This window comes from Pseudomonas sp. lyk4-R2A-10, from assembly GCF_030209075.1.
In the GTDB taxonomy this organism is placed as follows: domain Bacteria; phylum Pseudomonadota; class Gammaproteobacteria; order Pseudomonadales; family Pseudomonadaceae; genus Aquipseudomonas; species Aquipseudomonas glycinae.
The window spans coordinates 112,840-124,746 of record NZ_JARVSR010000012.1 but is presented as its reverse complement, the minus strand read 5'-3'; the positions used below and the strand labels follow the sequence as shown (position 1 = coordinate 124,746).

General features: G+C 62.4%; 8 protein-coding genes. 5 read left to right on the top strand and 3 right to left on the bottom strand.

What is annotated here, in order from left to right; genetic code table 11:
* Positions 1-76: 76 nt before the first annotated feature.
* From QRN46_RS21530 to QRN46_RS21515, 4 genes are all read left to right on the top strand, one after another.
* On the top strand, positions 77-2,380 hold the full coding sequence (locus tag QRN46_RS21530) for a YgiQ family radical SAM protein (protein WP_201817224.1): 2,304 nt from the start codon (positions 77-79) through the stop codon (positions 2,378-2,380).
* 212 nt (positions 2,381-2,592) lie between these two features.
* Positions 2,593-5,868 (top strand): transglutaminase family protein, encoded by a 3,276-nt coding sequence (locus QRN46_RS21525; protein ID WP_201817227.1) that lies wholly within the window; start codon positions 2,593-2,595, stop codon positions 5,866-5,868.
* 88 nt (positions 5,869-5,956) lie between these two features.
* Positions 5,957-8,443 carry a circularly permuted type 2 ATP-grasp protein gene (locus QRN46_RS21520; RefSeq protein ID WP_201817231.1) on the top strand — a complete coding sequence of 829 codons (2,487 nt, stop codon included), beginning with the start codon at positions 5,957-5,959 and terminating at the stop codon, positions 8,441-8,443.
* Entirely contained in the window at positions 8,443-9,333 is an 891-nt protein-coding gene (locus QRN46_RS21515) for a transglutaminase family protein (RefSeq protein ID WP_201817233.1), read from the top strand. The genes QRN46_RS21520 and QRN46_RS21515 overlap by 1 nt, the downstream gene beginning before the upstream one ends.
* 64 nt (positions 9,334-9,397) lie before the next feature.
* Here the strand turns inward: QRN46_RS21515 and QRN46_RS21510 are convergent, their stop codons facing one another.
* Both QRN46_RS21510 and QRN46_RS21505 read right to left on the bottom strand, forming a co-directional pair.
* On the bottom strand, positions 9,398-9,577 hold the full coding sequence (locus QRN46_RS21510) for a hypothetical protein (protein WP_007950694.1): 180 nt from the start codon (positions 9,575-9,577) through the stop codon (positions 9,398-9,400).
* A gap of 68 nt (positions 9,578-9,645) precedes the next feature.
* The gene (locus QRN46_RS21505) at positions 9,646-10,233 is read right to left on the bottom strand and encodes a cytokinin riboside 5'-monophosphate phosphoribohydrolase (RefSeq protein WP_064379113.1); all 588 of its coding nucleotides are present in this window, start codon (positions 10,231-10,233) and stop codon (positions 9,646-9,648) included.
* 343 nt (positions 10,234-10,576) lie between these two features.
* Here QRN46_RS21505 and azu point away from each other — a divergent pair, with 343 nt between their 5' ends.
* Entirely contained in the window at positions 10,577-11,023 is a 447-nt protein-coding gene (gene azu, locus QRN46_RS21500) for an azurin (RefSeq protein WP_007950684.1), read from the top strand.
* A gap of 55 nt (positions 11,024-11,078) precedes the next feature.
* On the opposite strand, the gene nadE is transcribed toward azu, so the two are convergent.
* The gene (gene nadE, locus QRN46_RS21495; protein ID WP_064379115.1) at positions 11,079-11,906 is read right to left on the bottom strand and encodes an NAD(+) synthase; all 828 of its coding nucleotides are present in this window, start codon (positions 11,904-11,906) and stop codon (positions 11,079-11,081) included.
* Position 11,907 lies beyond the last annotated feature (1 nt).

Below are 11,907 nucleotides of genomic sequence, written 5' to 3'. Positions count from 1 at the left end.
CACAGCCGTCGGAATTGGTCATTTTTTGTGCTATATTCCGCGCCCGCGATTTTGCACCTCAACACCGGTCATCGACATGCAAGCAGCCAAGCCGTTATTTGACTATCCAAAATATTGGGCCGAATGTTTCGGGCCAGCGCCGTTCCTGCCGATGAGCAGGGAGGAGATGGATCAGCTTGGCTGGGATTCCTGCGACATCATCATTGTCACGGGTGATGCCTACGTCGATCACCCGTCGTTCGGCATGGCGATCATCGGCCGGCTGCTGGAGTCGCAAGGCTTCCGCGTCGGGATCATCGCGCAGCCGAACTGGCAGTCCAAAGACGACTTCATGAAGCTCGGCGAGCCGAACCTGTTCTTCGGCGTCGCGGCCGGCAACATGGACTCGATGATCAACCGCTACACCGCGGACAAGAAAATCCGTTCCGACGACGCCTACACCCCGGGCGGCATGGCCGGCAAACGTCCGGACCGCGCGAGCCTGGTTTACAGCCAGCGCTGCAAGGAAGCCTACAAGCACGTGCCGATCGTGCTCGGCGGCATCGAAGCCTCCCTGCGCCGCATCGCCCACTACGACTACTGGCAGGATCGCGTGCGCAACTCGATCCTGATCGACGCCAGCGCCGACATCCTGCTGTACGGCAACGCCGAGCGGGCGATTGTCGAAGTCGCCCAGCGTCTGTCCTACGGTCACAAGATCGAAGAAATCACCGATGTACGCGGCACCGCGTTCATCCGTCGCGACACGCCGGCGGGCTGGTACGAAGTCGATTCCACGCGCATCGACCGTCCGGGCAAGATCGACAAGATCATCAACCCGTATGTGAACACCCAGGACACTCAGGCTTGCGCGATCGAGCAGGAGAAAGGCCCGGTTGAAGATCCGGAAGAAGCCAAGGTCGTACAGATCCTGGCCAGCCCGAAAATGACCCGCGACAAGACCGTGATCCGCCTGCCGTCGATGGAAAAGGTGCGTAACGACCCGGTTCTGTACGCTCACGCCAATCGCGTGCTGCACCTGGAAACCAACCCGGGCAATGCCCGTGCGCTGGTGCAGAAGCATGGCGAGGTCGACGTCTGGTTCAACCCGCCGCCGATTCCGATGACCACCGAAGAAATGGACTACGTGTTCGGCATGCCTTACGCACGTGTTCCGCACCCTGCGTACGGCAAGGAAAAAATCCCGGCCTACGACATGATCCGCTTCTCGGTGAACATCATGCGTGGCTGCTTCGGTGGCTGCACCTTCTGCTCGATCACCGAGCACGAAGGCCGGATCATCCAGAACCGTTCCGAAGAGTCGATCATTCGCGAAATCGAAGAGATCCGCGACAAGGTGCCGGGCTTCACCGGCGTCATCTCCGACCTCGGCGGCCCGACCGCGAACATGTACCGCATCGCCTGCAAGAGCCCGGAAATCGAATCCGCGTGCCGCAAGCCGTCCTGCGTGTTCCCGGGCATCTGCCCGAACCTGAACACCGACCACTCGTCGCTGATTCAGCTGTACCGCAGCGCCCGTGCGTTACCGGGTGTGAAGAAGATCCTGATCGCCTCCGGCCTGCGTTACGACCTTGCGGTCGAGTCGCCGGAGTACGTTAAGGAGCTGGTGACCCACCACGTCGGCGGTTACCTGAAGATCGCCCCGGAACACACCGAGGAAGGTCCGCTCAACCAGATGATGAAACCGGGGATCGGCACCTACGATCGCTTCAAGCGCATGTTCGAGAAGTACACCAAGGAGGCGGGGAAAGAGCAGTACCTGATTCCGTACTTCATTGCCGCGCACCCGGGCACCACCGACGAAGACATGATGAACTTGGCCCTGTGGCTCAAGGGTAACGGCTTCCGTGCCGACCAGGTCCAGGCGTTCTATCCGTCGCCGATGGCTACCGCCACCGCGATGTACCACTCGGGCAAGAACCCGCTGCGCAAGGTCACCTACAAGAGCGACGGCGTGACCATCGTCAAGAGCGAGGAGCAGCGCCGTCTGCACAAGGCGTTCCTGCGTTATCACGACCCGAAAGGCTGGCCGATGCTGCGTGAAGCGCTGACCCGCATGGGCCGCGCCGACCTGATCGGGCCGGGCAAGCACCAGTTGATCCCGCTGCACCAGCCGGCCACCGACAGCTACCAGAGTGCCCGTCGCAAGAACTCGACCCCGGCCGGCAGCCACAAGGTCGCGAAAGAGAAGACCACCAAGATCCTCACCCAGCACACCGGTCTGCCTCCACGCGCCAGCGACGGCGGCAATCCTTGGGACAAGCGTGAACAGGCCAAGGCCGCGGCATTCGCCCGTAACCAGCAGGCCGCCAAGGAGCGCAAGGAAGCCGCGAAAGGCAAAGGGCCGAAACCGGCACGCAAGCCGGTCGTACCGCGCTGAAACACACTTGAGCTAAAACAGAACGCCAACCTTCGGGTTGGCGTTTTGCGTTGTGCCTCGCAACATTTGCGTGCAACTGTGCCAAAGCATTTCACCGCATCGCCCGATTTTGGTGCTGTACTGCCCTAAGCATTCCGGGAAAGCGCCCAAGCCTCTGCATGGCATAAGTCTTGCGCGCTTTCGAATACGCTTGGGCTCGCAGGAGGCACGCCGTGTCGATTCATGTCGCATTGCATCACGTCACGCATTACCGCTACGACCGCGCTGTCGAACTCGGCCCGCAGATCGTGCGTCTGCGCCCGGCTGCTCACAGCCGCACGCGGATTCTGTCCTATTCGCTGAAAGTCTCGCCCGAGCAGCACTTCATCAACTGGCAGCAGGACCCCCAGGGCAACTACCTCGCACGGTTGGTGTTCCCCGAGAAAACCGCCGAACTGCGGATCGAGGTCGATCTGCTGGCCGAAATGGCGGTGTTCAACCCGTTCGACTTCTTCCTCGAGCCCTACGCCGAGAAAATCCCCTTCGCCTACGCCGCCGACGAACGCAAGGAGCTGGCGCCGTACCTCGAAACCCTGCCGCTGACGCCTAAATTCAAGGCCTATCTGGATGCCATCGACCGCACGCCGTTGCCGGCCGTGGATTTCCTGGTGGCGCTCAATCAGCGTCTGAGCGAAGACATCAATTACCTGATCCGCATGGAACCGGGTGTGCAAACCCCGGAGCATACCCTCGAACACGCCTCCGGCTCCTGCCGGGATTCGGCGTGGCTGCTGGTGCAACTGCTGCGAAACCTCGGGCTGGCGGCGCGTTTCGTCTCCGGTTACCTGATTCAACTGACCGCCGACGTGAAAAGCCTCGACGGCCCGTCCGGCACCGAAGTGGACTTCACCGACCTGCACGCGTGGTGCGAGGTGTATCTGCCCGGCGCCGGCTGGATCGGCCTTGATGCGACGTCGGGGCTGTTCGCCGGTGAAGGGCATATCCCGCTGGCCTGCAGTCCCGATCCGTCCTCGGCGGCGCCGATCAGTGGTCTGGTGGAGCCTTGCGAGTGTGAATTCAGCCACGAAATGTCCGTGGAGCGGATCTGGGAAGCACCCCGGGTCACCAAGCCCTACACCGATGAGCAATGGCTGGCGATCCAGTCGCTGGGCCGGCAGATCGATGCCGACCTGCTGGAAGGCGATGTGCGCCTGACCATGGGCGGCGAACCGACCTTCGTGTCCATCGACGACCCGGATGGCGCCGAGTGGAACACCGCCGCGCTGGGCCCGGACAAGCGTCGGCTCTCCGCCGAACTGTTCCAGCGCCTGCGCAAACATTACGCGCCCAAGGGGTTGGTGCATTTCGGTCAGGGCAAGTGGTATCCGGGCGAGCAACTGCCGCGCTGGTCGCTGAATTGCTACTGGCGCCGCGACGGCGTGCCGATCTGGCATAACAATGCACTGATCGCCGATGAGCAGCAGGATTACGGCGCCACGGGTGAACTGGCCGGGCGCTTTCTGGCGAGTGTCGCCGAACGCCTGAAACTGCCGACACGCTTCGTTTTCCCGGCCTACGAAGACAATTTCTATTACCTCTGGCGCGAGGGCGCCTTGCCGAGCAACGTCAGCGCCGAAGACTCGCGTCTGGAGGAGCCGCTGGAACGTGCGCGACTGCGCAAGGTGTTCAGTCAGGGGCTGGACAAGGTCATCGGCCAGGTGCTGCCGCTGGCGCGCACCGCCAAGGGCGATCAGTGGCAGAGCGGGCGCTGGTACCTGCGCGATGAGCATTGCCGGTTGGTGCCGGGGGATTCACCGCTGGGCTATCGCCTGCCGTTGGGTTCACAGCCCTGGGTGAAGGCGGCGGAGTACCCGTTCATTCATCCGAACGACCCGAATCAGGATTTCCCCGAGCTGCCCGAAACAGCGCAGCTTAACCAACACGGTGAGCCGGCTCCGGCGTACGATCGTGTGCCGAAAATCGACGAGTCCGCCGACTGGCTGACCCGCACCGCCTTGTGCGCCGAGGCCCGAGAGGGCCGGTTGTACCTGTTCATGCCGCCACTGGAGCGGGTCGAGGATTATCTGGAGCTGGTGGCCGCCATCGAAGCCACCGCCGAGGAGCTGCATTGTCCGGTATTGCTGGAAGGCTACGAGCCGCCGAGCGATCCGCGCCTGAGCAATTTCCGCATCACCCCGGATCCCGGCGTGATCGAGGTCAACGTGCAGCCGTCGGCGACCTGGGACGAGCTGGTCGAGCGCACCGAATTTCTGTACGAAGAGGCGCGCCAGACCCGACTGTCCACCGAGAAATTCATGGTCGACGGGCGACATACCGGAACCGGCGGCGGCAACCATTTCGTCCTCGGCGGCGCGACACCGGGCGATTCACCGTTTCTGCGCCGCCCGGACCTGCTGCGTAGCCTGATCAGCTACTGGCACAACCATCCTTCGCTGTCCTACCTGTTTTCCGGTCTGTTCATCGGCCCGACCTCTCAGGCGCCGCGAGTCGATGAAGCGCGCAACGATGCGTTGTATGAGCTGGAAATCGCTTTCGCGCAGATGCCGGCGCCGGGAGAAGAGTGCGCCCCATGGCTGGTGGATCGGCTGTTGCGCAATCTGCTGATCGACGTTACCGGCAACACCCATCGCGCCGAGTTCTGCATCGACAAGCTGTATTCACCGGATGGCGCCACCGGGCGCCTCGGGTTGCTGGAGTTGCGTGGTTTCGAGATGCCACCCCATGCGCGCATGAGCCTGGCGCAGCAGCTGTTGTTGCGAGCGCTGGTGGCGCGGTTCTGGCGCGAGCCCTATGCGCCGCCGAAACTGGCGCGCTGGGGTACGGAGCTGCACGACCGCTTCATGCTGCCGCACTTCATCGAGCAGGACTTCGCCGACGTCATCGTTGAGCTCAACAGTGCCGGTTATCCGCTGCGTGCCGAATGGTTTGCGGCTCATCTGGAATTCCGCTTTCCCAAAGTCGGCGATTACGCCGTCAACGGCATCGAGCTGGAATTGCGTCAGGCTCTCGAACCCTGGCATGTGCTGGGCGAGGAGGGCGCAGCGGGCGGAACGGTGCGCTACGTCGACTCATCGCTGGAGCGCTTGCAGGTCAAACTCACGGGGCTGCCGCCGCAGCGCTATCTGCTGACCTGCAATGGCATCCCGGTGCCGCTGCAACCGACCGGACGGGTTGGCGAGTTTGTCGCGGGTGTGCGTTTCCGCGCGTGGCAACCGGCCAATTGCCTGCAACCGACGATCCCGGTGCATGCGCCGCTGGTGTTCGACCTGCTCGACACCTGGATGCAACGTTCGCTGGGCGGTTGCCAGTACCACGTCGCCCATCCCGGCGGGCGCAATTACGAAACGCTGCCGGTCAACGCCAACGAAGCGGAGAGCCGGCGCATGGCGCGTTTCTTCCGCATCGGACATACGCCGGGGAAGCTTCCGATACCGAACCTGACAATCTCCGACGAGCTGCCGATGACACTCGATTTACGACGTTTCTAAGTCGTACGCGACGCCCGGATTTTTCGTATATCCGGGCGTCATGTGCCTGCGTTAGTCTGACCGTTCCTTGCCGGCTGCCGAGCTTTCCATGCCTGACCTGCTTGACCGCTACCCGCTGACGGCGGGCACCTATCACGAACTGCTCGACGACAGCGGAGCGGTGCGCCCGCACTGGCGGCGACTGGTCGACCATTTGCAGCGCAGCACCCCGGCGCACCTGGTGCAGCGTCAGGCGTTGCTGACCCGGCAGATTCAGGAAAACGGTGTCACCTACAACGTCTATGCCGACCCCAAGGGCGCGGACCGTCCGTGGGAACTGGATCTGCTGCCCCACGTGATCGCCGCTGACGAGTGGCAACAGCTGTCGGCCGGAATCGCCCAGCGCGCGCGGCTGCTCAATGCGGTGCTGGCGGACCTGTATGGCCCGCAGCAGTTGATCCGCGAAGGCTTGCTGCCGGCGGAGCTGGTGTTCGGTCACAACAACTTCCTCTGGCCCTGTCAGGGCATTGCGCCACCGGACGGGGCCTTTCTGCATCTGTATGCCGTGGATCTGGCGCGCACGCCGGACGGGCGCTGGTGGGTGACGGCGGATCGCACTCAGGCGCCATCGGGTGCCGGGTATGCGCTGGAAAACCGCACCATCGTGTCCCGCGCCTTCCCCGAGTTGTACCGGGATCTGAAGGTGCAGCATCTGGCCGGCTTCTTCCGCACCCTGCAGGAAACTCTGGCCCGTCAGGCCCCGTGCGACGATGACGCGCCGCTGGTGGTGCTGCTCACCCCGGGGCGTTTCAACGAGAGCTATTTCGAACATCTTTATCTGGCGCGCCAGCTCGGTTATCCGCTGGTGGAGGGCGGTGACCTGACGGTGCGTGATGCCACGGTCTACCTGAAAACCCTCAGTGGCCTGCGCCGGGTGCACGCGATCATGCGCCGCCTCGACGACGACTTCTGTGATCCGCTGGAGTTGCGCACGGATTCGGCGCTGGGCGTTCCGGGATTGCTGGAGGCGGTGCGTCAGGGCCGGGTTCTGGTCGCCAATGCACTGGGCAGTGGAGTACTGGAGTCGCCGGGGCTGCTGGGGTTCCTGCCGAAGATCAATCAGTACCTGTTCGGTGAAGATCTGATCCTGCCGTCCATTGCCACGTGGTGGTGCGGCGAAGCGCCGGTGCTGGCCCAGGCCCTGGAAAAATTGCCGGAGCTGCTGATCAAACCGGCGTTCCCTTCGCAAAGCTTTACGCCGGTATTGGGTCGGGATCTGAGCGAAAAACAGCGTGAAAGCCTCGCTGCGCGCATGCAGGCCCGCCCTTATGCGTATGTCGCGCAAGAACTTGCGCAGCTGTCTCAGGCGCCGATCTGGCAGCCCGAGGACGGGCAACTGCAACCCCGGGCAATCGGCATGCGCATGTACGCGGTGGCCAGTCACGACGGTTATCGGGTGCTGCCCGGTGGCCTGACCCGGGTCGCGGCCGAAGCCGATGCCGAAGTGGTGTCGATGCAGCGCGGTGGCGCGAGCAAGGACACCTGGGTGCTGGGGGATCGACCGCCGAGCGGGGAACAGTGGAAAGCCCAGCGCAATATCGGCGTGCCTGATCTGGTGCGGCGCGATCCGTACCTGCCGTCGCGGGTGGTGGAGAATCTGTTCTGGTTCGGCCGTTACTGCGAGCGCTGTGACGACAGCGCGCGGTTGTTGCGGATCATGCTGGCGCGGTACGTCGACGGTGATGATCCACAGGCCTTGCAGGCCGCTGTGGATCTGGGCGAGCGGCTGATGCTGCTGCCGGATGAAGGTGAACTTCCGGAACGCTTGCTCGCGGCACTGCTCGGCGAGGACTGGTCGTTCAGCCTGCGCTCCAACCTGCAGCGCTTGCAGTGGGCGGCTTCGCAGGTGCGCGGCAAGTTGTCCCGGGAAAACTGGCAGGCGCTGGTGGAGTTGCAACGTGAGGCTTCGGAACTTGACACCGACGAACCGGACTTCGGCGAGCTGCTGGATTTTCTAAACCGGCTGGTGATGTCGCTGGCGGCGCTGTCCGGGTTTGCCCTCGACGACATGACCCGTGACGAAGGCTGGCGCTTCCTGATGATCGGCCGGCGCATCGAACGCCTGCAATTTCTCAGCAGCAGCCTTGCGGGTTTTCTGCGCGGCGCCGGGGCGTTCGATCAGGCCGGGCTTGAGTGGTTGCTGGAGCTGGGCAACAGCAGCATCACCTATCGCTCGCGTTATCTGGCAGTGGCGCAGTTGATTCCGGTGCTTGACCTGTTGCTGCTGGATGAGCAGAACCCCCATGCGGTGTTGTTCCAGTTGAAACTTGTGACTCGCACCCTCAAGCGTTTGAATGATGACTTCGGAGTGCCGAGGGAGGCAGGATTGCCGACGCTGGTCGAGCGTCTGGCGCGTTTCGACTTGAGCTGTCTGGAGAATCCTTTGTTCGGCGAACCCAGCGTGCGCGCGGCCCTCGACGGTCTGGCGGATCTGCTGCAGGAGATCGCCGACGCCAGCAGTCAGGTGTCGGATCGTCTGGCCCTGCGCCATTTCGCCCATGTCGATGATGTCAGCCAGCGCACGGTGTCCGTCTGATGAGCGCCCATTACCAGATCCTTCACGACACGTGCTATCGCTACGACAGTCCGGTGTCCCTGGCCCAGCAACTGGCGCACCTGTGGCCGCGCGAATGCGAGTGGCAGCGTTGCACCGAACAGCAATTGCTGATCAGTCCGGAGCCGACCACCCGCCGTGACGAGCAGGATGTGTTCGGCAATCCGCTCACCCGCCTGGCCTTCGAACGGCCGCATGATGAATTGCAGGTCAACGCACGGCTGACGGTGGAAGTGCTGGCGCGACCCGTGGTGGATTTCCAGCAGTCACCGGCCTGGGAGTTGACGCGCAACGTGCTGACTTACAGCAGTCAGCCGTTGTCTGCCTCGTTGCTGGAAGCCTGTCGCTATCGATTCCAGTCGCCCTACGTGCACCTGAAGCGCAGTTTCGTCGAGTTCTCGGAGAGCTGTTTCCCGGCCGGCCGGCCGTTGATGCTGGGTGTGCAGGCCCTGATGCAGAAGATTTTCAGCGAGTTCACCTTCGATGCCGAAGCGACGCAAGTCGCGACGCCGCTGGTGGAAGTGCTGGAGCGCCGACGCGGGGTCTGTCAGGACTTTGCGCATCTGATGCTTGCCTGTGTGCGCTCACGCGGGCTGGCGGCGCGTTACGTCAGCGGTTACCTGCTGACGCAACCGCCACCGGGGCAGCCACGGTTGATCGGCGCCGATGCGTCCCATGCCTGGGTCTCGGTGTTTTGCCCGGTGCTGGGCTGGGTGGATTTCGATCCGACGAACAACGTGCAGCCGGCGCTGGAGCACATCACCCTGGCCTGGGGCCGGGATTTTTCCGATGTCTCGCCGTTGCGCGGGGTGATTCTGGGGGGAGGGAGCCATGATCCGGAGGTGCGGGTCACGGTGATGCCGCTGGAGTAAGTGCGATCCATTGTGGGAGCCAGTCAGCTCCCACAATGGAGTGTGTTCAATTTCGCGATTCAGCTCAGGCGTCAGGTGCCTGGTCTTTCGGTGCCTCAACATCATCATCGGTCGCCACTTCACCGTCAGGATTCAGTGCCGCTTCTTCAGCCATCTGTTTCTTGCGCTGAAGCTTTTCCTCTTTCTTCTGTTCCTTGGCCAGGTCACGTTGACGTTTGGCGAAGGAGTAATTGGGTTTGGCCATGGGCGATCCTCTGGGGTCGAAGGTGAGGTTGAGCGGCGCGTATTCTGCCCTGTATCGGTGCCCGGGGGTTAACCGGGTTTCTGGTCGACCCACTTTGGCGTGACGGTCGGCTGCCATTGATCGAGGGCTTCGAGCAGCGTTTGCGGCGATTCGCTCACTTGCAGCATGTCACGGTGTGGCGCGCGAACGAAGCCTTCGCCGACGATGTGATCGAGAAATGCAGTGAGTTTGCTGTAGAAACCGTTCACCTCGAGCAGGCCGAGCGGCTTGCCGTGGTAGCCGAGCTGGCCCCAGGTCCAGACTTCGAACAGCTCTTCCAGGGTGCCGAGGCCACCGGGCAGGGCGATGAACGCATCGCTGAGTTCGGCCATCCGCGCTTTGCGCGCGTGCATGCCGTCGACCACTTCCAGGCGGGTCAGGCTCTTGTGACCGATTTCCTTGTCCATCAGGCTCTGCGGGATGATGCCGATCACTTCGCCACCGGCCGCCAGCGCAGCGTCGGCGACAATCCCCATCAGGCCGACAGCCCCGCCGCCGTAAACCAGCGTCAGCTTACGCTCGGCAATGGCGGTACCGAGGGCGATGGCGGCTTCGGTGTACGCCGGAGTGGTGCCGGCGTTGGCACCGCAAAATACACAAACGGATGTGAGAGACATGCCTTGCTCCTGTGTCGATCAGTCGCACAGGGTAAAGGCTGGCGGGTCTCGATCCAAGGACTAGACTTCGCGTTTCGGGGTTTCATAGGTGCCGCTGGCACCACAGGCGTAGGCGGCAAGCAGACTGCACAACAGGCTGTTGAAGGACATGACGGATGCTCCAGATTAACGTTGAGCCCTGAAGATACGGCCCGGCCAAACGTCTGGCTGTTAGATTGTTTCGATGAGTGTCATAGCCTGAAAGTTGTATACAATTTTTGACTCAAGTCATAGGAACTTGCGAAGATTTCAGGCAGTCTTCCAACCATTCGTGTTTTTGTTAACCCTGCCTTGGAGATTCACCATGTTTTCCAAAGTTGTTGCGGTATCCCTGCTGGCGCTGGCCAGCAGCCAATTGATGGCTGCCGAGTGCAAAACCACCGTTGATTCCACCGACCAGATGTCCTTCAACACCAAGGCCATCGAAATCGACAAGAGCTGCAAGACCTTCACCGTCGAATTGACCCACTCCGGCAGCCTGCCGAAGAACGTCATGGGCCATAACCTGGTGATCAGCAAAGAAGCCGACATGCAGCCGATCGCCACCGACGGCCTGGCCGCCGGCATCGACAAGAACTACCTGAAGGACGGTGACGAACGCGTGATCGCTCACACCAAGATCATTGGCGCCAAGGAAACCGATTCGTTGACCATCGACGTGTCCAAGCTCAAGGCTGACGAGAAGTACGGCTTCTTCTGCTCGTTCCCGGGCCACATCTCGATGATGAAAGGCACCGTAACCCTGAAGTAAGCAACACAAGGTCAAAAAAAAGCGTCCCGAAGGACGCTTTTTTTATGCCCTGGATTCAAGGCGCAAACGGCATGACCCGCTTGTGATGAGTCTTTTTGTAGGTGTTGACGATGATGTCGAACGCCTCCTGACGCACCGGCTCTCCGTGCAGGAAAGCGTCGATCTCGGCGTAGGTCACGCCGTGTGACGCCTCGTCCGGCTTGCCCGGCGACAGGTCTTCCAGATCCGCCGTCGGCACTTTTTCCACCAGTGATTCCGGTGCGCCGAAGCTGCGGGCGATGGCCCGGACCTGGTTTTTCACCAGACCGCTGAGCGGGGCCAGATCGCAGGCGCCGTCACCGAACTTGGTGAAGAAACCCATCACCGCTTCCGCCGCGTGGTCGGTGCCGATCACCAGACCATGAGCCGCGCCGGCGATCGTGTACTGGGCGACCATGCGCATCCGCGCCTTGGTGTTGCCGAGCACGAAATCCACCGACACCGCGTGCTTGCCTTCGAAGGCTGCGACTTCGCTGGCCAGCGATTTGACCGCCGGGCCGATGTTGACGGTGTGGCGTTCGTCCGGGGCGATGAAGTCCACCGAGGCCTGGGCGTCGTGTTCATCGAACTGCACGTCATACGGCAGGCGCACGGCGATGAACTTGTAGGCCTCGTCACCAGTGCGCTCGCGCAACTCGCGCATCGCACGCTGGGCCAGAAGGCCGGCGGTCAGGGAATCGACCCCGCCGCTGATGCCCAGCACCAGGGTCTTGAGTCCGGAACTGGTCAGGCAATCCTGGATGAAGCTGATGCGGCGGGCGACTTCCGCTTCGAGGGCCTGGTCATCGGCGAACGGCGGCTGAACGTTGAGCTGTTCAGCAATCTCACGCTGTACGGCTTGCATG

Excerpts from the sequence above, each read along its gene's own strand:
- QRN46_RS21530 (WP_201817224.1), top strand. The coding sequence starts at position 77 with ATGCAAGCAGCCAAGCCGTTATTTGACTATCCAAAATATTGGGCCGAA.
- QRN46_RS21520 (WP_201817231.1), top strand. The coding sequence starts at position 5,957 with ATGCCTGACCTGCTTGACCGCTACCCGCTGACGGCGGGCACCTATCAC.
- QRN46_RS21515 (WP_201817233.1), top strand. The coding sequence starts at position 8,443 with ATGAGCGCCCATTACCAGATCCTTCACGACACGTGCTATCGCTACGAC.
- QRN46_RS21510 (WP_007950694.1), bottom strand. The coding sequence starts at position 9,577 with ATGGCCAAACCCAATTACTCCTTCGCCAAACGTCAACGTGACCTGGCC.
- QRN46_RS21505 (WP_064379113.1), bottom strand. The coding sequence starts at position 10,233 with ATGTCTCTCACATCCGTTTGTGTATTTTGCGGTGCCAACGCCGGCACC.
- azu (WP_007950684.1), top strand. The coding sequence starts at position 10,577 with ATGTTTTCCAAAGTTGTTGCGGTATCCCTGCTGGCGCTGGCCAGCAGC.
- nadE (WP_064379115.1), bottom strand. The coding sequence starts at position 11,906 with ATGCAAGCCGTACAGCGTGAGATTGCTGAACAGCTCAACGTTCAGCCG.